This window comes from Stenotrophomonas sp. pho, from assembly GCF_006228405.1.
Taxonomy (GTDB): Bacteria; Pseudomonadota; Gammaproteobacteria; order Xanthomonadales; family Xanthomonadaceae; genus Stenotrophomonas; species Stenotrophomonas sepilia.
Genome location: NZ_CP029759.1, coordinates 514,979 through 538,053, shown reverse-complemented (window position 1 = coordinate 538,053; position 23,075 = coordinate 514,979). Strand labels below are relative to the sequence as shown.

The window sequence follows — 23,075 nt, the reverse complement described above, 5'->3', positions numbered from 1 at the left end:
TCCGTCCCCTTTTTTCAGGCGGCGTCGAGCTGGTGTTCCGGGCGGGCGCGGTCGAAGGCATCCAGTGCCTGGCAGGCCGCTTCGATGCGGCGCAGGGTCGGGTAAGGTGCCAGGTCCAGGCCGAAGCGGTGGGCGTTGTACAGCTGCGGCAACAGGCAGATGTCGGCCAGGCCAGGGCGGTCGCCGTGGCAGAAGGTGCCGGTGTCGCGGCTGTTGGCCAGCATCGCTTCCATCGCGTCAAAGCCTTCGGCGATCCAGTGCAGGGTCCACTGCGTGCGGGCGTCGGCAGGCAGCTGCAGGTCGCGTTCCAGGTACTGCATCACCCGCAGGTTGTTGATCGGATGGATATCGCAGGCCACAAGCTGCGCCAGCGCCCGCACCCGTGCGCGGCCCGCAGCAGCGGCCGGCAGCAGCGGCACCTGTGGGAAGCGCTCTTCCAGGTACTCGATGATCGCCAGTGACTGGGTCAGCGTGTGCCCATCATGCAGCAGGGTCGGCACCAGCTGCTGCGGATTGAGCGCGCGATAAGCCTCATGGTGCTGCTCGCCACCGTCACGCACCAGATGCACCGGCCGCGCCTCCCAGGCCAGGCCCTTCAGCTCCAGGCCGATGCGCACGCGGTAGGCGGCGCTGGATCGCCAGTAGGTGTACAGCACGATGCTGTCGTCGACCGGGATCTCCATCGCCGCCTCCATGCTCAGGGCTTGGCCGCCTGTTCGATGCGCTGCTCGATCGCACCGAAGATGCTGTTGCCGGCAGCATCGAGCATCTCGATGCGGACCACGTCGCCGAAGGACATGAACGGCGTGCTCGGCTTGCCGTCACGCAGGGTCTCGACCACGCGCTGCTCGGCGAAGCACGAGGCACCCTTGCTGGTGTCTTCGTTGGCGATGGTGCCCGAGCCGACAATGGTGCCGGCACCCAGCGGGCGGGTCTTGGCCGCATGCGCGACCAGCTGGGCGAAGTTGAACTGCATGTCCACGCCCGCCTCCGGCGCACCGAACCACCGGCCGTTGATGTGGGTCAGCAACGGCAAGTGCACCTTGCTGTCCTGCCACGCAGCGCCCAGCTCATCGGGGGTGACGAACACCGGCGACAGCGCCGAACGCGGCTTGGACTGCAGGAAGCCGAAGCCCTTGGCCAGCTCGCCCGGGATCAGGTTGCGCAGCGAGACATCGTTGACCAGGCCGACCAGCTGGATGTGGCTGGCGGCCTGTTCCGGGGTGGCCGCCATCGGCACGTCGTCGGTGATCACCACGATCTCCGCTTCCAGGTCGATGCCGTAGTCCTCGCTGACCACCTTGACCGCATCGCGCGGGCCGTAGAAGCCTGCGCTGGTGGCCTGGTACATCAGCGGGTCGGTATAGAAGCTCTCCGGCACCTCGGCACCGCGGGCGCGGCGCACGCGCTCGACGTGCGGCAGGTAGGCGCTGCCATCGACGAACTCATAGGCACGCGGCATCGGTGCGGCCAGCGCCTGCGGATCGAGGTCGAACACGCCATCGGCGTCGCCAGCGTTGAGCGATTCGTACAGGGCGTTCAGGCGCGGTGCGATGTGGCTCCAGTCCTCCAGGGCCTGCTGCAGGGTGGCGGCGATGCCGGTGGCGCGCACGCCGTGGCGCAGGTCACGCGAAACGACGATCAGGGTGCCGTCGCGGCCGCCTTCCTTCAAAGAACCAAGCTTCATGGGTGGGTGTCCGGAGTCGTGGGCAAACAAGTTTCAAGTGTAATCAAATCTGCGGCGGCGCCAAGCTGCAGCGCGGCATCGGCCCACCCTACCGCAGTGAGGGTTCGGCAGGGTTGCACCCTGCACCCGCTTCAAGCCAAGGCAACAGCCGATGCAACAGCAACAGCGGACATTCCGTGGGATGGCGAGGCACTGTGGGTTTGCGGGGACGCGGTAAACCCATCCATGGGGGCTTGGTCGCGGCATCCATGCCGCTCACACCCCGCAAACCCACAGTACCCCGCCTTCGACAGTAGACCGGTGGCCAATAGATCCACGCTATGCGTGGATGAAATCTGTCAGATTTCGAATGAAATTCCGGGGTCAGATCCGTTTTCCTGCGGAAAACGGATCTGACCCCATGCCATTCCGACAGATCGCGGGAAACTGTCGAAGGCGGGGTGGGTCCGGTGGCGGGAGTGTCCGCGGCATGGATGCCGCGGCCAAGCCCCCATGGACGGGTTTACGGCGTCTCCCGCCACCGGACCCACCCCGCCATCCCTCAGGAAACCCGCTTTTGACGTTGACGTCGCTTTGGCCTCTGCGGGTGCAGGGCGCAGCCCTGCAGAGAGCCCCCCTTACCTGAACGGGGCTTTTTGCGCGAGGTCTCAGCCATCGGTTAGACTAGGCAGGTCTGCAGCGGCCGTCCGTTTCCCTCCGGGATCGCCGGCGACCAGGGTCCGCCCTCTTCGCCCGCCCCCACTCCGACGCCGTTCGTCACGCATTCCAGCCTGCGCTTCGTGCCGGCTGCACCCAACTTCTCGCAGCGCGGTTCACGGGAACGCTCCGAGTCAGCCGATCACTTTGATCTGCCCCGTCTGTCCGCTCGGACAGGCGTTTCTTGTACCTGGAGCAATCTCAATGTCTTTTGAATCGCTGGGCCTGGCGCCCTTCCTGCTGCGTGCGCTTGCCGAGCAGGGCTACGAAACCCCGACCCCGATCCAGCAGCAGGCGATCCCGCTGGCGCTGGCCGGTCGCGACCTGCTGGCCGGCGCACAGACCGGTACCGGCAAGACTGCTGCGTTCGGCCTGCCGTTGCTGCAGCACCTGGGCACCGCCTCGCAGGAGGTGCGTGCCGGCCCGCGCAAGCCGCGTGCGCTGATCCTGGCCCCGACCCGCGAACTGGCCACCCAGGTGCATGACAGCCTGCGCGGCTACAGCAAGTACCTGCGCATTCCCAGCGCCTGCATCTACGGCGGTGTCGGCATGGGCAACCAGCTGGACATCCTGCGCCGTGGCGTGGACCTGCTGGTGGCCTGCCCGGGCCGCCTGATCGACCATCTGGAACGTCGCAGTGTCGACCTGTCCGGCATTGAGCTGCTGGTGCTGGACGAAGCCGACCGCATGCTCGACATGGGCTTCCTGCCGTCGATCAAGCGCATCCTGGCCAAGCTGCCGAAGCAGAACCGCCAGACCCTGCTGTTCTCGGCCACCTTCGAGGACAACATCCGCCAGCTGGCGCTGGAGTTCATGCGCAACCCGGAACAGATCCAGGTGACGCCGAAGAACACCGTGGCCGAAACCATCACCCATCGCGTGCATCCGGTCGATGCCGGCCGCAAGCGCGACCTGCTGCTGCACCTGCTGGCGCAGGACAGCCGCGAGCAGACCCTGGTGTTCGCACGCACCAAGCACGGCAGCGACAAGCTGGCCACGTTCCTGGAAAAGTCAGGCATCAAGACCGCGGCGATCCATGGCAACAAGAGCCAGGGCCAGCGCCTGCGTGCGCTGGGCGACTTCAAGGCCGGCCGCGTGACCGTGCTGGTGGCCACCGACATCGCTGCGCGCGGCATCGACATCAACGAGCTGCCGAAGGTGATCAACTTCGACCTGCCGATGGTGGCCGAGGACTACGTGCACCGCATCGGTCGTACCGGCCGCAACGGCGCGACCGGCCAGGCGATTTCGCTGGTGGCGCAGGATGAAGTGAAGCTGCTGCGCGCGATCGTGCGCCTGCTGGGCCGCGACATGGACATCCGCGATGTGCCGGGCTTCGAACTGCAGGTTCCGATCCGCTGGGGCAACAGTGCGCCGGGCAAGGCCGAGCACGATACCGGCGAGCGCGCACCGCGCAAGAGCCACGCACGCCGTCCGCACGGTGATGCACCGCGCCATGCGCATGCCGGCCCGAAGAAGGCCGGCGGTGGCCGTCGCGAGGGCGGTGGCAACGGCCAGCAGCGTGCGGGTGCAGGCGCCGGTCAGGGCCAGCGTCGTGGCGGTGGCGGTAATGGTGGCGGCCGTGGCCGCGGCCAGGGCGGCGGCGGCGGTCGCGCCGGCTGATCCCAGCTGCCAGGGAGGGTGCTTCCCGCTGCGCGGGGGCTATCGAGGGACGGCGCTGACGCGCCGTCCTTTTTTTTGCTGGCTACCGTGGCTGAAAGCACGCGGATGGTTTGGCTTGGGGCGGCGCAGGGCGCAGTGGGTGCAAAACACGCCGTAAACCCATCCATGGGGGCTCGATCGCGCCATCCATGGCGCTCACGGTTTTGCACCCACTGCGCCCTGCGCCGCTTCAGAGATCGCCAGCGCCTACTTGCCCCACCGGGTAGCCGGGAGAAGAAAGATTAAATTCAAATTCAAATTCAAGTTCAAAGGCAAAAGCCGAAGTCGCAATTCCTGGCTGTGCTTGTGCTTGTGCTTGTGCTTTTGCTTGTGCTTTTGCCCTTGCTCCCGCCTTGGGGTCTGATGCGTCCGCGCCCGCAGGAAACTGTCATGGGAGGCAGGGGGCCTCAGCCAGGACCGTTGGCGCCAAGGATGGCGCCATCGAGCCCCCATGGATGGGTTCACGGCGTGTCCTGGCTGAGGCCCCTGCCTCCCAAGCACAACAACGACTCGGCGCCAAACGCCTCAACCCCGCGCCTTACTCGGATTCACCAGATTCCCGAAGAAGATCGCGTTGATCAGCAGCCGATCCGTCCCGTGCCAGTACTTGCGGTGCGCCGGGTCATCGGCAAACAGCACCACGTTGCCCTGCCCCTGCGCCGACACCAGCAGCCACGCGCTGCCCGCCACCCGCGCACGGTTGCGCTCGGAAAGATAGCCATTCACCCGCGGCGGCGTGTCGATGCGTACCACCGTCGAGAATGGGTTCGCACTCGGCTGCAGCGTCACCGTGTTCTCCTTGTTGATCGCCAGTTGCCGGCGCGGCACACCGAACGCCAGCGGATGACTGGTGTCCACATCGGCGCTGAGGATGTTGCCGCTGACCCGCTCGATCGCGGCGATGTCGCGCTGGTCGCCGAATGCACGGCGGCTCTCGTCGGCAGTCTCTTCGTCCTTACCGAGCTTCTCGCCGTCGGCGAGCTTCTGTTCGATCGCCCACTTCGAGGCACTGCCATAGGTCACCAATGAACCACCGGCCTGCACCCAGCGCTTCAGTGCAGCCACCGCCGCGGCATCGACGCCGGTATAGGTGCCACCGGACAGCACGATCGTGGTGTAGCGGTCCAGCGGCACCTTGGCCAGCTGCTGCGGGTCCAGCTTGCTGGCCGGAAGGTGCAGTTGCTGGTCGAGCAGGAACCAGGCCGAGCCGATCTCGGTGGCGGCCACGCCATCACCCATCACCAGCGCAACCGCGGGTTTGCGCAGCGCCTTGACGCCGTCACTGCCCAGATCGATGCCTTCGCGGCTGCGGCCACTGGACAGCGCGTGCACCTGCACACCTGCCTCGCGCGCGGCTGATGTCACTGTCTCAAGCAGCGCCGCGCCCTGCAGCGTTTGCCCGGCAACCGGAATCACCAGGCTGCCGGCGGCGAAGCTGACGTCGCCCTGCGCGGTCGCCGTGGTGAACGGCTGGAATGCCGCACGTGCGCTCACGCCCTTGCCCTGCAGCGCGGCCAGCGCGCGCCCGGCGTTGTAGTCGCGCCAGTCGATCGCGTACGCGAATCCGGCCTGGCCACCCAGCACCGCGCCCTGCTCAGCCGGCAGCGCAGTCACGCGTGCGCCACCCTCGATACGGCTACGGCTGCCGGCGAAAGCCACGCCGTAGGCCGGTGCGATCGCATAGCTGGTGCTGCCGTAGAACACATCCCCCTTGATCGGCGGTGTCTCGGCAAAGATCGAATGCACCAGGCGGAACTGCGCCTGCTGCACCGGCACCACGTAGGCGCTGCCGGCATCGAAGCGCTGCCCATCGACGGTGATTGCACGCTCCAGCGCGCGTACCTCGATGCGATGCAGTAGCAACAGTTCCAGCAGGCGGCGGGTCAGTGCCGGATCATGCACATCACCGAACACGAAGCTCTTCACCGGCTGCTGTGCGGCCTGCTTCAGCGCGCTCTGGAAGAACTGCTTCTGCAGGTCGAACAGGCCGCTGCGCTCAGTTACCGCGCCACGCACCGTGCCCAGCCCGGTGGCGACCTGGTTGCGGATGGTGAACGGGAAGGTCAGCAGGCCGTTCACCGATTCCTGCACGCGGCCACGCGAACTGGCCTGCTCGACGGTAACGCCGACGGCACCATGGAAGTCCGGGTAGGTGGAACCGTACACCGGCGAGAAGTTGTCGAAGTTCTCGCCGGTGTAGTACAGCGAACCCAAGGCATCCAGCGCCTGCGCGTGGTACTTGGCCAGGGTCTTGTTGAATTCATACGACGCCGCCGGAATCAGCGGGCTGTGCATGCTCTTCGGCGAGGGCTCGAAGTAGTAGGTGCTGTCCTTGCCCATTTCGTGGAAGTCGATCTGCACGTTCGGGTACCACTGGTGGAACACCTCCACCTTCGGCCGCGAGTCCTGCTGTGTGAGGGCAAGCCAGTCGCGGTTGAGATCGGTGAAGTAGTGGTTGGTGCGGCCCTGCGGGAACGGTTCGACGTGTTCCTTGTCGGCCGGGTCGGCCGAGGCCGGATCGGAGGCCCAGGCGTTGTGCCAGTTGGCCGCACGATCGCGGCCATCAGGGTTCTGTGCCGGATCGAACAGCACCACCGCGTGCTGCAGCCACCGCTGGGTTTCGGCACTGCGGTTGGCCACCAGGTAGTAAGCAGTCAGCATCGCCGCCTCGGCACTGGACGTCTCGTTGCCATGCACGCTGTAACCCAGCCACACCACCACCGGGCTGTCACCGGCCGCGCTGCGCGGCTGCGCCGGATCGGCCAGGGTCGCGTGCTGTTGGCGCAGCTGTTCCAGCCGCGCGTGATTGCCGGCGGCGGTGACGGTGGCGATCAGCAGCGGGCGGCCCTCGTAGCTTCGTCCGATCTCGCGCACGCTGATCTTGTCCGAGCGTCTGGCCAGCTCCTGGAAGTACGCCACCAGTTGGTCGTGCCGGGTGTAGCGGCTACCGATCGGGTAGCCGAGGAACTGCTCTGGCGTCGGCACCGCTGCATCGAAGGCTGCCGCATCCGTGACCTGCGGGAAGAAATAGGCACTCTGTGCCTGCGCCGGCTGCGGGCAGGACAGTACAGTGGCGGCGGCAAGCAGCAACGGAAGAACGGCACGGCGATGCAAGGACACGGTGACTCCCCTGGAACACAACGGCAGACAGTTGCGCGGCCGGTCCCTTCAGGTGGCCGGCCGCGGCGGATGGATCAGAAGCGGTAATCGAAGCCCAGCGTGAAGTAGCGGCCGCGCAGGTCGTACTGGCTGAAGTCGTATGGCGCGCGGATGCCCGGGAACGAGGCGTCGTACGGCGGCGTCTTGTCGGCCAGGTTCTGCACCTTGGCATACAGCGTCAGCTTGTCGATGCCGGTGTAGGCCAGGTACAGGTCGTACTGGCTGTAGCTGCCGACGCGCTGCTGCACGGCCTTGGCTGCGGTGCTGGCTTCCTGGCGGTAGCTGCTGGTGTAGTACCAGGTCACGGCTGCGTTGAAATCACCGTACTTCCAGTCCAGCGTGGTGGTGGCCTTGTCCTTGGGCAGGGTCGCGCCCAGGTTGCTGCCGGCGTAGTCGACCAGCGGGCCACCGACCACGGTCGGGCGACGGTAGTCGCGCACGTGGGTGTAAGCCGAGGACACGGTGAAGTCACCCAGCACCGCGGTCGGGATGCGCTGGCGCAGTTCGACGTCGATGCCCGAGGTCCTCAGCTCGCTCAGGTTCTGGTAGCGGTTGTAGACCGCCTGCAGCTTGCCGCGCTCATCGCGCTGCACCGCGCCAGCCACGTTGTCGTTGACCAGGGTCTGGGTGTTGTTGGTGCCGACCAGGTTGTCCAGCTGGATGCGGTAGTAGTCCACGCTCAGGTTGGTGTTGGCCCACGGCGACAGCACCACACCGAAGTTCACGCTCCTGGTGCGCTCGGGCTTCAGTTCGTTGTTGCCGACGGTGAAGAAGGTCGGGTTCTGCCGCGAACCCGGCACGTCCGGATCACGCGGATCGACCACGCTGCCATAGGCGATGCTGGTGCTGTTGGAGTTTTCCGACAGCGACGGTGCGCGGAAGCCCTTGGAAGCGGACGCACGCACCAGCAGGACATCCAGGGGCTGCCAGCGCAGGCCGATCTTCGGCGAGAATGCCTCGCCGAAATCGTCGTAGTGGTCGGCGCGCGCGGCGGCGGACAGCTCCAGCGTCGAGGCCAGCGGCACGTTCACTTCGGCGTAGGCCGCACTGACCTGGCGCTTGCCGTGTACTTCGGCAATGGCCGGGCGCACCTGCAGGCCGGCATCGATCTGCCACGGGTTGTTGGAGTCGAGCTTTTCGCGGCGCCACTCGGCACCGGCCGCGAAGCCGATCTCACCCGCCCAGGTGTGGCCCAGGCTGCCGGAAATCTTTGCATCGATGCCCTGCAGCTTGGATTCGGCCGGACGCAGCGTGGCGATGTTGATCGAGTCGCGCACCGACTGCGGCGTCGCCGCCGGGTTGAGCAGGTTGTAGCTGCCCGTGGCCAGCGCATCGGCCAGCGCCCAGCGGTTGGCGAAGCCGCCGGACACGCTCTCGCGTTCGCTGCTGCGCGCACCGAATGCAGCGACTTCCCAGTCCCAGTTGGCGGTGGTGCCGCGCAGGCCGAACACGCCGCGATAGGCCGTGGATCGGTTGGTCTTGATGGTGCCGCCAAGGTCGAAGAACGTGTACTCGATCGGGATCGCACGGCCGTACGGGTTGTACGGATTGTTGGCCGGCAGCAGCGACGACACCGGCTCGGCCAGGCCGCTGTTGGCGTTCAGTGCGAAGCGGCCGCTCTCCAGGGTGAAGAACGGGCTGCTGCCGAACCACGCGGCGCTCTTGATCTGGCTGTACAGCACTTCGCCGAAGGCCTCGACGTTGTCGTTCAGGCGGAAGGTGCCGTTGGCATAGGCCTGGTAACGCTTGGTCGAGGGGATCAGCGTGGTGAACGGCGCCTGGTTGAAGCCGCAGGTGTCACCGGACAGGCCATCAATCGGCGCGCTGGCAACGCGGGTGGTGCCGGCCGGGCAGTTGCCGTTGGCGTCGAGCATCGGTACCGACACGCCGTTGACCAGGTAGCGCGCACCCTTGGCCGACCAGCCGTTCCAGCGGCCACCCGGCTTGTCGGTGTAGATGCCGCTCCTGGTCAGGTTGCGTTCGTCCTGGTCCAGGCGCTCGCGGTTGTAACCCTGCAGGCTGAAGAGGATGTTGTAGCCATCGGTGTCCAGATCACCGAGGCCGCCGACGAACTTCAGGTTCTGCTCGTGCAGGCCGCCCTGGTCGGCACCGCCGAAGCTGCCGCCGATCTCGGCGCCTTCGAAGTTCTGCCGGGTGATGATGTTGACCACGCCGGCCACGGCGTCGGAGCCGTACACCGCCGAGGCGCCGTCCTTGAGCACTTCGATGCGCTCGACTGCGACCAGCGGCAGCGCGTTGAGATCAACGAACGTATCGGACAGGCCGCCGGCCGGGAAGCCGTAGTTGGCCAGACGGCGGCCGTTGAGCAGCACCAGCGTGTTCTTCTGCGACAGGCCGCGCAGGCCGATGCCGGCCGAGCCGGAGGCCCAGCCGTTGTTGGTGGTTTCGTTGGCGGCATTGCCGGTGTTGGCCGAGATCGAACGCAGCACGTCGGCCACGGTGGCCTTGCCGGTCTGTTCCAGCTGCTGGCGACCGATCACCTGCACCGGGTTGGAGGCCTCGGTATCGGTGCGCTTGATGTTGGAACCGGTGACACGCACGGCGGCCAGGGTGCTGGCTTCGCCACTGGCGTCGGCGGAGGTTTCGGCGGCGGCGGACAACGGCGCGGCCAGAGCGACGGCCAGGGCCGCCACGAGCAGGGTGTGCTTGGGCATGACGATGTGGGGGAGGTGGTAAGGACGACGAAGTTCCGCAGTAGTCCATGCCTGGCCGGCGCCCGGCCAATAACATCTCTTCATACGGATATAAGAGAAACTATCATCTCTTCATCCGGATGGAAAGAGTCACTTCACGAAAGCCCGGCGTCCGCTCAGGCTGCCGGGCCGCCTGCGGCGTACAATTGCGCCATGGAAATCTTCAAAGTCTTCATGCTCGAGGCGGCGCACCGCCTTCCCAACGTGCCGCCGGGGCACAAGTGCGCGCGCCTGCACGGCCACTCGTTCCGGGTGGAACTGAAGGTCGAGGGCGAGCCCGGCGCGCAGACTGGCTGGATCATGGACTTCGGCGACGTGAAGGCGGCTTTCCAGCCGATCTATGACCGCCTGGACCATCACTACCTCAACGACATCCCCGGCCTGGAGAACCCGACCAGCGAGAATCTGGCGGTGTGGATCTGGAACGAACTCAAGCCCAGCCTGCCGGCGCTGAGCGAGATCACCGTGCACGAAACCTGCACCTCCGGCTGCCGCTACCGCGGTCCGACGGCTTGATCAACCCATTGATCTGAAAGGTGTTTCAAAGGCGCCCTGGGCGCCTTTGTTATTTTTGTTGCATTGCCGCATCAAGAGCGTATGCTGCACTGCATCAAGCCACTCCCTGATGCCCCATGGCCGCCGCCTTCAGCGATCGCTTCAGTGATGCCACCCGCCAGCTCGCCGCCGCAGCCACGCGTGCGAACCGGCTGGCGTTGGAGAACGCGGAAAGCATGTTCGGCGTGCAGTTGAAGGTGATGGAGCGCAACCTGACCGCGACCGGCGGCTGGCTGGGTGAACTGGCCCGCAGCGACGACACGGCCGGGATGCTCAACAAGGGTGCACAGCTGTGGCAGGACAACCTGCAGCGGCTGGGCCAGGCCCAGCAGGATGTGGTCGGTCTCGGCCTGCAGGCCAGCAAGGCGTGGTCCGAACTGGTGCAGGGCTGCAACGAATCAACGGCGGACGCGAACAACCACTGACGCGACGCAACGCTCATTGCATGGGTCCCTCCCCCCATGCAATCCGGACCCGGCAGATCCCTCCCTCTGCCGGGTCTTTTTTTGCCTGGTGTTCGGATTCCGAAGTGCGTCTTCGTCCGATGTCTTTGCGAGCTGAGGGGCCCCGCCGTGACAGGCAGGGGCCTGGGCAAATGTCCCCCGGCGCCGGCCGTTGGCCGTCACCTCCTCCTTTACTTTGCCCAGACCCCTGCCCGCCCCGACGAGGCTCGGCGTGCGGTGGGTAGAGCGCAGTGCTCGCGGCAACCTTTCAATGACGCGCCGACGAACTCCGAACGCAGGGCGGAGGCCCTTGCGTACGAAGTAAAGGAGGAGGTGACGGCCAACGGCCGGCGCCGGAGGACATTCGTACGCGAGGGCCTCCGCCCTGCGCCACGCAGAATGAGCCCGCCACAAGCGTGTCTTCGTCTCGATTCCCCGCGAACTGATGGGCCCCGCCGGGGCAGGCAGGGGTCTGGGCAAATGTCCCCCGGCGTCGGCCGTTGGCCGTCACCTCCTCCTTTACTTTGCCCAGACCCCTGCCCGCCCCGACGAGGCTCGGCTTGCGGTGGGTAGAGCGCAGTGCTCGCGGCAACCTTTCAATGACGCGCCGACGAACTCCGAACGCAGGGCGGAGACCCTTGCGTACGAAGTAAAGGGGGAGGTGACGGCCAACGGCCGGCGCCGGAGGACATTCGTACGCAAGGGTCTCCGCCCTGCGCCACGCAGAACGAATCCGCCACACGCCACGCAGAACACACCGCGAAGGAACCTCAGCGCCCGCGACCACCGTGCCAGTGCTGGTGCCACGCCTGGAACATCAACACGTTCCACAGGTGCGTGTGCCACTTGCGCTCGCCGCGCAGGAACGCTTCCCAAATGCCGCGCACGCGTGCCGGATCGAAACAGCCCTGATTGCGAAGCAGCTGCGGGTCCAGCAGCGCCTCCGCCCAATCGCGCAACGGACCGGCCAGCCAGCGCGCCATCGGCGGGCCAAAGCCGCGCTTGGGACGGTACACCAGCGGCTCGGGCAGGTAGCGTGCCAACAGGTGCTTCAGGATCAGTTTGTGTTCGCCGTCGTGGTACTTCAGGTGCTGCGGCAGGCGCCAGGCCAGTCGCACCACCTCCATGTCCAGCAGTGGCGCACGGGTTTCAACGCCCGCCGCCATGCCCGCGCGGTCGACCTTGGCCAGGATGCCCTCGGCCAGATCCATGCGGAAATCCAGCAGCTGGATGCGCGCTTCGGCCGGCAGCGCCGAGTCCTGCTGCTGGAAGATCGTCACCGGTTCACGCGCGCCCAGCACCACCTGCGCCGGCTGCCGCCAGCGGGTCACCCGCTGCAGGTAGTGGCCTTCCACATCGTTGGCAGCAACTTCGGCCACCAAGGCACGCCATCCACCGAGACGACCACGCTCGGCGTTCATGCGGTTGCCGCTGCGCCGCGCCAGGTCGCGTACCCAGTCCGGCAAGCCACCGCACAGGCGCGCATTGCGCAGCGCGCGGCCATAGCTGGGGTGGCCGAAGAACAGTTCATCGCCACCGTCACCGGTCAGCGCCACCGGCTTGCGTGCCCCCAGCAGTTCACTGGCCAGCAGCGTCGGCAGCTGCGAGGCGTCGGCGAACGGTTCGCACCAGACCTGCGGCAGGCGCTGCAGCAGATCCAGGCCCTGGCGCGCGTCCATGCGGTGCAGGTGGTGCTGCACACCCAGATGGCGCGCGACCTGCGACGCCCAGTCGCTCTCGTCATGTCCCGGATCGTCGAAGCCGACCGTCCAGGCTCCGATCGGCAGGGTCGATTGGGCCTGCATCATCGCCGTCACCAGCGAGGAGTCGGTGCCGCCGGACAGGAACGCGCCACAGGCCAATGGCGAGTGCATGCGTGAAGCGATGGCCTTCTGCAGTACCGCTTCGAGCTGGTCGGTGGCCTGTTCCAGGCTTGGCGCCGGCTGCAGCGGCTCCTGCAGTGCACGCTGCATCGCGTCGCGTGCGCACCAGTAACGCGCCCCCCCTGCGCGGCCTGGCTGGAGTAACCGGCGGCGTGGTCGCTGAGATCGATGCGCAGCATCGCGCCCGCCACCAGTTTGTGGATGCCGCGGTAGATCGTGTGCGGCGCCGGCACATAGTCGTGACGCAGCAGAAGGCTCAGTGCATCCTGGTCGATGCTCGGTGCGAACCCGGCGAAGGCCTGCAGCGCCTTCAACTCCGAGGCGAACAGGAACTGGCCCTGGTACCAGCCGTAGTACAGCGGCCGCTCGCCCACCGGATCACGGGCCAGCCACAGCACGCGCGACTCGCGGTCCCAGACGCTGAAACCGAAGGCGCCCTCGATACGCGACAGCGCCCGCTGCACGCCCCATTCGACGATCGCCTGCAGCAGCAGCCGTGCATCGCTGCAGCTGCGTGGCAGATCGCGCAACTGCGCCTGCAGGTCAGCGCGGTTGTACAGGCGGCCGTCCAGGCACAGCACGTAGCGACCGCAGTCCGAGCTCAGCGGCTGCAACGGCGTATCGGTCGGCGCCCGGCAGTGGCCCAGCGCGAGGCCGGCCTCGGCGTCGGTCCAGTAGCCGATGCGGCCACGCCCACGCTGCTGCAGCGCCCGCAGCATCGGCGCCAGCTGCTGCAGCAACTGCTCGTCCTCGGCGGGCGGCAACCAGGCCCCGACCACGCCGCTCATCGGGAGCCTCCGCACTGGCGGCGGCGGGACGGGTTCAGCAGGCAGAGGGCGGCGGGCGACATGGGGGACGGCACGCGGAGCGGAGGAGACTCCATGCTCGGCGCCGGACCGCGCGGCGTCAGTCGCTTTGCTGTCAGCGATCGTCACCCGTCGTATCACGAAGGTAACGTTTTGTAACAGCATCAGGCTATGCTGAACGCCAAGTTGTTGCCGGGACTGAGACCCGGCCCCTGCGCCAGCAACCCCGGCTGAATGGCGCCCGCCCCGGGACCCGGGCGGCCCGATGGCTGGGATAGCATCGCCGCGCTCGTGCCGTGGCGGTACGTTTGCGCCTACGGAGGCCTTGGAAATGCTGGATATCGTACTGGTCGAAGACGATGCCCGCCTGGGAACGATGGTCAGCGACTACCTGCAACGGCATGGCTACCAGGTGGCCCACGAGCGCAGCGGCGAGCGCGCAGTGGCCCGCATCCTGGCCGAGAAACCAGCCCTGGTGCTGCTCGATGTCGGCCTGCCCGACCAGGATGGTTTCGAAGTGTGTCGGCAGATCCGGCCCCTCTATGACGGCATCATCTGCGTGCTGACCGCCCGCACCGACAACATCGACCAGGTTCTGGGGCTGGAGCTGGGGGCCGACGACTACATCGGCAAACCGATCGAACCGCGGGTGCTGCTGGCGCGGCTGCGCGCCCACCTGCGCCGCCACCGCCGGGTCGAACCGCGTGACGGCAGCCTGCGCTTCGGCGAGCTGAGCATCGACCCGTCCACCCGCAACGTGCACCTGCAGGGCAGCCTGCTGGAGCTGACCACCGCCGAGTTCGACCTGCTGTTCCTGCTGGCCAGCAATGCCGGCCAGATCCTGGACCGCGACGCGCTGCTGCGCGGCCTGCGTGGCATCGCCTTCGACGGCCTGGACCGTTCGATCGATGCCCGCATCTCGCGCCTGCGCCGCAAGCTGGGCGACAACCCCGAGCAGCCGGAACGGATCAAGACCGTCCGTGGCCGCGGCTACCTGTTCAGCCGCTCGGCATGGGGATGAAGCGCACGCCCTCGGCGATGCGCGGCCACGCCTTCCACTTCCTGCGCTACGGCATCGGCTTCCTGGTTGCCCACCTGTTGCTGATCGTGCTGGGCCTGTGGGCCTGGGATGCCCTGCTGGAGGACCGCACCGAAGCCGGGCTGCAGGCCGAAATGCGTGGCACCCATGCCCTGCTGCAGCACCGCTTCGCCGAAACCCGCGCGACCAGTGGCCGGTGCTGGCACGCGAACTCGACGCCGATTTCGCCTACGCGCTGCGCATGGTGCCGCTGGCTGAGGCAGTGAAGGCGTTGCCGGCCAGCCAACGTCCGCCGTTCAACAACGGCCGCGTGCAGATCGACCTGGAGCACATGCGCAGCCTGCAGCGCATCGGTGACAGCGACTACGCGGTTATGCTGGGGCCGCTGGATGAAGCGCTGCCGGACGAGGGCTGGCAGGACAGCGAAGTGTCGGGCGTGGCGATCCTGCTGCTGATCCTGATGGTGGCGGTGGCATTGCCGATGTACGTGATGGTCTATCGGTTGTGGCGCGACGTCTCGCAGCTGGCGCAGGCGGCCAGGCAGATGCGCGATGGCCAGTTGGACACGCGTGCGCCGCGTGCGCGCACCGCGCTGGTGCGGCCACTGGCCAATGCCTTCAACCACATGGCCGAGCAGCTGCAGCAGCTGCTGGAAAGCCAGCGTGTGCTGGCGCAGGCGGTGGCGCACGAAGTGCGCACGCCATTGGCGCGGATGCGTTTCGGCCTGGCCGACCTGGAGGACACCGCGCTTGATGATGGGCAGCGCGATGCACTGGGCGGATTGCGCACCGATGTGGATCGGCTGCAGCACCTGACCGATGCAGGCGTCGAGTACGCCGCACTGGGCCGCTGCCATCAGCTGACCCGCCAGCGCCTGCAGCTGGCGGCGCTGGTGCGCGGCGTGGTCGCCCAGTTCGCGCCGCTGCCGATGCCGGTGCAGCAGGCGCTGTCGCCGGTGGGTCTGGTCAACGTCAACCGGCATATGCTGGAGCTGGCACTGCGCAACCTGCTCGGCAATGCACTGCGCTACGCGCGCCGGCAGATCCGTATTGCCAGCAGCGTCAATGACGGCTGGCTATGCCTGCAGGTGGAGGACGACGGCCCCGGCATTGCACCCGAACTGCGCGGCCAGGTACTGCAGCCCTACGTCCGGCTGGACCCGGGCAGTCCCGGCTTCGGCCTCGGCCTGGCACTGGTGCAGGTGGTGGCCGACAAGCATGGCGGCCACGTCGAAGTAACCGATTCGTCGCTGGGCGGTGCCTGCATCCGCCTGCACCTGCCGCTGGAAAACGGCGGCGGCATCGTCGAATGCGAAGCGGCCTGCTAGGCCGCCGGTTCCGCACGCGGCAAGGCAAACACGAACAGCGCGCCACGCTCGCTGTCGCGCAGTTCGATGCGGCGGCCGTGCAGCTGCACGATGCGCTGCACGATCAACAGCCCCAATCCGCCGTTCTCGCCGCGCCGCGCGCCCAGCGCGGCCGGTGCCTGGAACAGCTGGGTGCGCAACGCCGGCGCCACCCCTGGGCCGTCATCAGCCACGCTGACCTCCACGCTGTCGGGAGTCGCGCAAAGGCGCACCTCGATCTGTCCACCATCGGGTGCATGGCGCAGCGCGTTGTCGAGCAGGTTGGTCAACACCCGTTCGACCAGGCCCAGGTCGGCGCGCACCAGCGGCAGGCCGGGGGGAACGCTGCGTGCAGCTGCTGGCCGCGCGCCTGTGCCGCCAGTTCGAACTTCTGCAGCACGTCCTGCAGCAGCTCCGGCAGCGCGAACACCTCCCACTCCAACCGCACTTCGCCATGCTCCAGCCGCGCCAGCTCGAACAGCGCGCGCGCCAGCCGGCCGACCTTGGCGCTCTGCGCCAGCGCGATACCGAGATAGCGGCGGCGCTCGTCCGCTGACAGCGTGGCGTCCTTCAATGCCAGCGTTTCCAGGTAGCCATGCAGCGACGACAGCGGCGTGCGCAGGTCGTGCGAGATATTGGCAACCAGTTCGCGGCGCTGCAGGTCCTGCTGGCGCAGCTGCTGCCACTGCTCGCCCAGCCGCTGCGCCATCTGCGCGTGCGCGTGTTCGAGGATCACCAGCTCGTCGCGCTCACCGGGGCGCAGCGGCTCCGGCGGTGGCAACGGCGTGGGTGCGTCGATGTCGAAGGCCTGGATGCGTCGGGTCAGCCGCCGCAGCGGACGGGTCACCCAGTAGAACGCCACCAGCCCGGCCAGCAGGCCGAGGCCACCGACCAGCACCACCGACCACAGCGTGGTGTTCCACTGGCTGCCGGCCGCAAGATCGTCGGCCAGCATCTGCCGGTGCTCGCCGACCAGTACCACGTACACGTAGCCCGCCTGGCGACCCTGCACGACCAGCGGGGCGACGCTGAACACCTTGCGGCCATCACGGCTGCGCGGGTCATCGCCGAGGATCGGCAACGGCGCACCGGCCAGCAGGTGGCGCAGCGGCGCCACGTCCACCCGGTTTCGCACCAGGTGCCCACTGGGTGCATCGTGGCCGAGGATGCGGCCCTGGTCATCCAGCAGGTAGACCTCGACGCTGGGATTGACCGCCATCAACTGGCCGAACAGCGCCCGCACCGCCGCATCACGCATGCCGCTGGTATCCATCAGCTCGCTGCGCTGGGCGATGTGCTCGGCCAGGCCCAGCGACAACCGCTGTACCACCTCCTGCTCGTGGCGGGTATTGGCACGCATCTGCAGTGCAAGCAGCGCCATGCAGCACGTCAGCATCAGCGCAGCGGTCACCACTGCCAGCTTCTGCCACAGGTTCGGCTTGATCATGCCGCTGCTCCGGCCGGGTCGACCAGCTTGTAGCCACGGCCCCACACCGTCAGCAGCCGCCGCGGATTGGCCGGATCGGGCTCGATCTTGCTGCGCAGGCGGTTGATATGGGTGTTGACCGTATGCTCGTAGCCATCGTGCTGGTAGCCCCAGACCTGGTTGAGCAGTTCCATGCGCGCGAACACCTGGTCCGGGTGACGGGCGAAGAACAACAGCAGGTCGAACTCGCGCGGGGTCAGCTCCAATGGATTGCCATCCACCGAGGCGGTACGCGCGACCGGGTCCAACTGCAGTCCCCCCAGCTCGATCGCGCCGGCATCGATGCGTGCGCTCTGCGCCATCGCCTCGGCGCGGCGCAGCAGCGCGCGCACGCGTGCCACCAGTTCCGGCATCGAGAAGGGTTTTGCCAGGTAATCGTCCGCGCCCAGTTCCAGGCCGACGATGCGCTGGGTTTCGCTGCCGCGCGCACTGATGATGATGATCGGCACATACCGCGCCATCGCGCGTGCGCGCTGGCATACCTGCAGGCCGTCCACGCCGGGCAGCATCACGTCCAGCACCAGCGCATCCCAGGGACCTTCCTGCTCGAGCAGGCGCAGGCCGGCATCGCCGCTGGCAGCATGGGCGACGTCGTAGCCCTCATCGCCCAGGTGCATGCGCAGCAGGTCGGCGATGTGGGCATCGTCTTCAACGATCAGCACGCGTTTGGTCGACATCGTCAGCTCAAGGCCAGTGGGGAGGCGGGTTGCATTGTGGCGCGGGACGGCCGCCGATACCTCACGAAAAATTGAATCCTGCGTGAGGATTCGTTGACCCGGGCGGGCGCAGCATGGCCCCGTCATCCCCTTCCCGGAGTCCGCCATGTCCTTGTCCCGCCGCCATCTGCTGGGCCTGGGAGGTGTTGCCACCGCCGCCGGCCTGCTCGGCCTGGGGGCCTGCAGCCGCGCCGCCCCGGCCGCCGCTGAAGCGCGTCCGTCGCGACAGTTCGAGGTCATGCACAGTGATGCCGAGTGGCGCCAGCGCCTGACCCCGGCGCAGTACGCGGTGCTGCGCCAGCAGGCCACCGAACGGCCGTGGAGCAGCCCGCTCAACAAGGAACACCGGCAGGGCACCTTCGCGTGTGCCGGCTGTGCGCTGCCGCTGTTTTCCTCGTCCACCAAGTTCGAGAGCGGCACCGGCTGGCCCAGCTTCTGGGCGCCGCTGCACAACGCCATCGGCGAAGACCGCGACGTTACCTTCGGGATGCTGCGGGTGGAGGTGCACTGCCGTCGCTGTGGCGGCCACCTCGGCCATGTGTTCAACGATGGCCCACGCCCGACCGGGCTGCGCTACTGCATGAACGGTGCAGCGATGGTGTTCGTTCCCGGCGCCACGGATGGCACTGCCGACGGCTGGCGGGTGCCGGTCGGTTCTTCCCCTGTTTCCGGAGCCTGACGATGCTGCTGTTGCTGCTTGCCTACCTGGGGGGCGCACTGACCCTGCTCAGCCCCTGCATCCTGCCGGTGCTGCCGTTCGTGTTCGCGCGTGCCGACCGTCCGTTCCTGCGCAGCACGCTGCCATTGCTGCTGGGCATGGCGCTCACCTTCACCGTGGTCGCCAGCCTGGCCGCGGTGGGCAGCCAATGGGTGGCACAGGCCAACCAGGTCGGGCGCTGGATCGCCCTGCTGCTGATGGCGCTGTTCGCGGTCGCCCTGCTGTGGCCACGAGTGGCCGACCATCTGCTGGCGCCGTTCCAGCGCGTGGGTGCCCGTCTGAGCGCGCGCGCCGATGCCGCGGATGCCGCTGGGCGCGGCGGCGCGTGGACCTCGCTGCTGATCGGCATCGCCACCGGCCTGCTGTGGGCACCGTGTGCAGGTCCGATCCTCGGCCTGGTGCTGACCGGTGCCGCCCTGCATGGTGCCAGCGTGGGTACCAGCGCCCTGCTGCTGGCGTATGCGCTGGGCGCGATCACCGCGCTGGCACTGGCGGTGTGGGTGGGCGGCCGGGTGTTCCGTGCGCTGCAGGCGCGGCTTGGACTCGGCAATGCACTGCGCAAGGTGCTGGGCGTGGCCGCCCTGCTGGCGGTGGTGGCAATCGGCCTGGGCTGGGATACCGGCCTGCTGACCCGTCTTTCCACGCTCAGCACCGCGCGTATCGAGCAGGGCCTGCTGGACGCGGTACCCGGCGCGCAGCCGGCGGTACCACCGATGATGATGATGGCCGGTGCCGACGCCGCTGGCGATGCACCGCTGCCGGTCGAAGGCACCCTGCCCGCGCTGGACGGGGCCACCGGCTGGCTCAACAGCCCACCGCTGACGGTCCAGCAGCTGCGCGGCAAGGTCGTGCTGGTCGATTTCTGGACCTACTCCTGCATCAACTGCCTGCGTGCGATGCCGTTCGTTCACGAATGGGAGCGCCGCTACCGCGACCACGGCCTGGTGGTGATCGGCGTGCACACGCCGGAGTTCGCCTTCGAGCGTGACCCGCGCAACGTGATGAAGGCGGTGCAGCAGCTGAAGGTCGAGTACCCGGTGGCACTCGACAACCAGTACACGATCTGGCGCGCGTTCAACAACCGCTACTGGCCGGCGCAGTACTTCGTTGATGCGCAGGGCAACATCCGCGGCCACCAGTTCGGCGAAGGCAACTACGCGCGTTCGGAACAGATGATCCGTCGCCTGCTGACCGAGGCCGGGCAGGCCAACCTGCCGCCGCCTGCCGATCCTGCTGCCGCCGACCTGAAAGGCGTGGCCGTGCAGGCCGACATGGGCAACCTGCGCTCGCCGGAAACCTATCTGGGCCACGCCCGCGCCGAGCAGTTCGCCTCGCCCGGCGGACAGCGCAGCAACAGCGCGTTCGACTACACGCTGCCGACCACCCTGGCGTTGAACCAGTGGGGACTGTCGGGGCGCTGGACCGTCACCGATGAAGCCGCACAGCTGCAGCAGGCCGGTGGCCGCATTGCCTTCCAGTTCCATGCGCGTGACCTGCACCTGGTGCTGGCGCCCAGCCGCGACGGCACGCCGGTGCGCTTCCGCGTCTGGCTGGATGGCAAGGCGCTGCCCGCCGCCGATGCCGGTAGTGATGTCGGCGCCGATGGCAGTGGCGTGGTCGACGAGCATCGCCTGTACCAGCTGGTACGCCAGCGCGGCACGGTCGGTCCGCATCGCTTCGAGATCGAATTCCTCGATGCGGGCGTGCAGGCCTATGCCTTCACCTTCGGTTGAACCGGGAGCACATGATGAAACTCTCCTTTGAACAGGGCATCGCCGCCGGTGTGGCCGGCCTGGTGGCCATGGCATTGATTGCCGGGGTGCTGCTGGTCGATCACGGTGCGGCTGCGGCGCCGGTCGAAGCCAGCGCGCAGATCCAGGCACTGCCGGCCCCCACCGGCGATGCGGCGTTCCGCGATGACGCCACCCACGCCAGCGTGGTGTTTGCCGGCGGTTGCTTCTGGGGCGTGCAGGGCGTGTTCCAGCACGTCAAGGGCGTGAGCAATGCGGTGTCCGGCTATATCGGTGGCAGTGCAGCCAATGCGCGCTATGAGCGCGTCAGCGGTGGACAGAGCGGCCATGCCGAAGCTGTAAAGATTGACTACGACCCGCGCCAGGTCAGCTATGGACAGCTGATGCAGGTGTTCTTCTCGGTCGCGCACGACCCGACCCAGCTCAACCGCCAGGGTCCGGACCACGGCAGCCAGTATCGCTCGGCGATCTTCAGTGATGACGCCCGCCAGCAGGCGGCCAGCCGTGCCTACATCGCCCAGCTCAGCCAGGCCGGCAGCTACCGCGCACCGATCGTCACCCAGCTGGTCAGCGGCCAGCGCTTCTACCCGGCCGAGAGCTACCACCAGAACTACATGACCAACTACCCGCAGGCCGCCTACATCCGCTACTACGACGCACCGAAGCTGGCGGCCCTGGCCAGGCAGTTCCCGGCGCTGTACCGGCGCGAGGCGGTGCTGGTGCCGATGCGCTGACGGCATTTGCCCTGGGGCTGATCGGTGCTCGGCTCTACACACAAAAAAAGACGCACGGCGGTCCCGCCGTGCGCTTGGAATGCGCCAGCCACGCCCCGATCAGGCCCGGCCGACGACGACATGCTAGGCTCGCCATCATCATGGGTACAGCACCAGATGGCGGGATGCTCGATGGATACAGATGACCAGGCCACGATGATCCCTCCACGCTACCAGCGGCTCTCCGACGAACTGGCTGAGGCCATCCACGGCGGTCGCCTTCCGGTCGGCAGCCGCCTGCCTTCGCTGCGGCAGATGGCGTCGCAGCGCAGGCTCAGCCTCAACACGGTGATCGCCGCCTATCGCCAGCTGGAAGATGCGGGCCTGGTCATTCCGCGGCCCAAGGCCGGCTTCGAGGTGGCGCCGCGGCTGTCGGTGCCGGAACGATCATTGCGCGATGCGCCCTCGGCACCCACCGCACCGCTGCAGCAGGTGCTGATGGCGCGCGTGCTGGAAGCGCAGCGCCGCCCGGGTGTGGTCGACCTGGCCTTCGCCGGCCCGCGTGGTCGCCAGTTCTACCCCGGCGCGCAGTTGGCCAAGCACACCGCGCAGGTACTGCGCCATGGCCAACAGACGGTGGAGACCTACGCGCGCCCGAATGGTTCACCGCGGCTGCTGGCGCAGATCGTGCGCCGCAGTCCGCGCATGGGCCTGCACACCCACGCCGAGCGACTCCTGCTGACCCATGGTGCGATGGAAGCCCTGCAGCTGGCGTTGCGCGCGGTCACCCAGCCCGCTGATGCGGTGGGCATCGAGGCGCCGTCCTACTTCAACCTGTATCCGTTGCTGGCCAACCTCGGCCTGCAGGTCATCGAGTTACCCACCCACCCGCAGCACGGACTGGATGTAGATGCACTGGATGCGCTGCTGGAGCACACGCCGCTGGCCGCACTGGTGGTGATGCCGACCGTGCACAACCCGCTCGGCTGCACCATGCCGACCGCCGCCAAGCAACGCTTGGCCGAGCTGGTCAACGCACGGCAGCTGCCCCTGATCGAGGATGCGGTGTACGCCGAGCTGCAGTTCTGCGAGCCACCGGCCCCGTTGCTGAAAGCCTTTGATCGCGATGGCTGGGTGATGGTGGTCGGTGGCTTCTCAAAGACACTGGCGCCGGATTACCGCATCGGCTGGCTGGATGGCGGTCGCTTCGCAGAGCGCATCGCGCTGCTGAAGTTCCAGTCCACCGGCGGTGAGCCGCAGCTGCTCGGCGATGCGGTGGCCGCGTATCTGGAAGCAGGCAGCTACGAGCACCATCTGCATCGCATGCGCCGCCTGTACCGCGAACAGGTGGGACGGCTGCGCCAGCTGGTAGCCGAGCATTTCCCGGCAGGCACCCGCGCCACCGAACCACAGGGCGGATTCCTGCTGTGGCTGGAACTGCCGGGCGTTGACACGCGAGAGCTGTTCGAGCGAGCGCTGCAGGAGGACATCGTGTTCATGCCCGGCCAGGTCTATTCGCGTGGTGCGCGCTATCGCCACTGCCTGCGGCTGTCGTGCTGCCAGAGCCTGGATGCGCGCTTCATCGGTGCGGTGGAACGGCTGGGTGCGATCGCGCGGGAGCTGGCGGCTGCAGCACGGTAGTGCCGGCCGCTGGCCGGCAACTGCACGGACGTGATTCATCGAGGTTGCCGGCCAGCGGCCG

Annotated in this window: 13 protein-coding genes and 3 pseudogenes; 9 read left to right on the top strand and 7 right to left on the bottom strand. The window is 67.6% G+C overall.

Going from position 1 to position 23,075, the window contains the following annotated elements; genetic code table 11:
- Window positions 1-14: 14 nt before the first annotated feature.
- Both maiA and DL544_RS02465 read right to left on the bottom strand, forming a co-directional pair.
- The gene (gene maiA, locus DL544_RS02470; protein WP_139726687.1) at window positions 15-683 is read right to left on the bottom strand and encodes a maleylacetoacetate isomerase; all 669 of its coding nucleotides are present in this window, start codon (window positions 681-683) and stop codon (window positions 15-17) included.
- Between the two features lie 14 nt (window positions 684-697).
- Window positions 698-1,687 carry a fumarylacetoacetate hydrolase family protein gene (locus DL544_RS02465; protein WP_065196201.1) on the bottom strand — a complete coding sequence of 330 codons (990 nt, stop codon included), beginning with the start codon at window positions 1,685-1,687 and terminating at the stop codon, window positions 698-700.
- Window positions 1,688-2,587: 900 nt separating this feature from the next.
- On the opposite strand from DL544_RS02465, the gene DL544_RS02460 reads away from it, so the two are divergent.
- Window positions 2,588-4,006: a DEAD/DEAH box helicase gene (locus tag DL544_RS02460; protein WP_005415154.1), complete on the top strand. Its 1,419-nt coding sequence runs from the start codon at window positions 2,588-2,590 to the stop codon at window positions 4,004-4,006.
- A 564-nt stretch (window positions 4,007-4,570) separates the two neighbouring features.
- Here DL544_RS02460 and DL544_RS02455 read toward each other — a convergent pair.
- Together DL544_RS02455 and DL544_RS02450 are read right to left on the bottom strand one after the other, a co-directional pair.
- A complete protein-coding gene (locus DL544_RS02455; protein ID WP_139726686.1) occupies window positions 4,571-7,165 on the bottom strand; it encodes a M14 family zinc carboxypeptidase in 2,595 nt (864 codons plus the stop codon).
- Window positions 7,166-7,239: 74 nt separating this feature from the next.
- Window positions 7,240-9,879 (bottom strand): TonB-dependent receptor plug domain-containing protein, encoded by a 2,640-nt coding sequence (locus DL544_RS02450; protein WP_139726685.1) that lies wholly within the window; start codon window positions 9,877-9,879, stop codon window positions 7,240-7,242.
- A 192-nt stretch (window positions 9,880-10,071) separates the two neighbouring features.
- Here DL544_RS02450 and queD point away from each other — a divergent pair, with 192 nt between their 5' ends.
- On the top strand, window positions 10,072-10,434 hold the full coding sequence (gene queD, locus DL544_RS02445) for a 6-carboxytetrahydropterin synthase QueD (protein WP_005407953.1): 363 nt from the start codon (window positions 10,072-10,074) through the stop codon (window positions 10,432-10,434).
- Between the two features lie 116 nt (window positions 10,435-10,550).
- The gene (locus tag DL544_RS02440) at window positions 10,551-10,898 is read left to right on the top strand and encodes a phasin family protein (RefSeq protein ID WP_053501159.1); all 348 of its coding nucleotides are present in this window, start codon (window positions 10,551-10,553) and stop codon (window positions 10,896-10,898) included.
- 788 nt (window positions 10,899-11,686) lie between these two features.
- On the opposite strand, the pseudogene asnB reads toward DL544_RS02440, so the two are convergent.
- Window positions 11,687-13,587 (bottom strand): annotated as a pseudogene (asnB, locus tag DL544_RS22305) (asparagine synthase (glutamine-hydrolyzing)).
- A gap of 349 nt (window positions 13,588-13,936) precedes the next feature.
- Between asnB and DL544_RS02430 the strand changes: the two are divergent.
- Complete coding sequence (locus tag DL544_RS02430; protein WP_005415149.1) at window positions 13,937-14,626, top strand: winged helix-turn-helix domain-containing protein; 690 nt, start codon at window positions 13,937-13,939, stop codon at window positions 14,624-14,626.
- Window positions 14,623-15,971: pseudogene (locus DL544_RS02425) on the top strand (ATP-binding protein). The gene DL544_RS02430 and the pseudogene DL544_RS02425 overlap by 4 nt, the downstream one beginning before the upstream one ends.
- Here the strand turns inward: DL544_RS02425 and DL544_RS02420 are convergent.
- A pseudogene (locus DL544_RS02420) lies at window positions 15,968-17,436 on the bottom strand (sensor histidine kinase). The pseudogenes DL544_RS02425 and DL544_RS02420 overlap by 4 nt on opposite strands.
- Window positions 17,433-18,152: a response regulator transcription factor gene (locus DL544_RS02415; protein ID WP_005415146.1), complete on the bottom strand. Its 720-nt coding sequence runs from the start codon at window positions 18,150-18,152 to the stop codon at window positions 17,433-17,435. Before DL544_RS02415 ends, DL544_RS02420 begins: the two are co-directional and overlap by 4 nt.
- Window positions 18,153-18,297: 145 nt before the next feature.
- Here DL544_RS02415 and msrB point away from each other — a divergent pair, with 145 nt between their 5' ends.
- From msrB to DL544_RS02395, 4 genes are all read left to right on the top strand, one after another.
- Window positions 18,298-18,870: a peptide-methionine (R)-S-oxide reductase MsrB gene (msrB, locus tag DL544_RS02410; protein ID WP_065179290.1), complete on the top strand. Its 573-nt coding sequence runs from the start codon at window positions 18,298-18,300 to the stop codon at window positions 18,868-18,870.
- Window positions 18,871-18,872: 2 nt separating this feature from the next.
- A complete protein-coding gene (locus tag DL544_RS02405; protein WP_139726684.1) occupies window positions 18,873-20,642 on the top strand; it encodes a cytochrome c biogenesis protein DipZ in 1,770 nt (589 codons plus the stop codon).
- Between the two features lie 14 nt (window positions 20,643-20,656).
- Window positions 20,657-21,394 (top strand): peptide-methionine (S)-S-oxide reductase MsrA, encoded by a 738-nt coding sequence (gene msrA / locus DL544_RS02400; RefSeq protein WP_065179295.1) that lies wholly within the window; start codon window positions 20,657-20,659, stop codon window positions 21,392-21,394.
- A gap of 171 nt (window positions 21,395-21,565) precedes the next feature.
- A complete protein-coding gene (locus DL544_RS02395; protein WP_139726683.1) occupies window positions 21,566-23,014 on the top strand; it encodes an aminotransferase-like domain-containing protein in 1,449 nt (482 codons plus the stop codon).
- The last annotated feature ends 61 nt before the right edge of the window (window positions 23,015-23,075 follow it).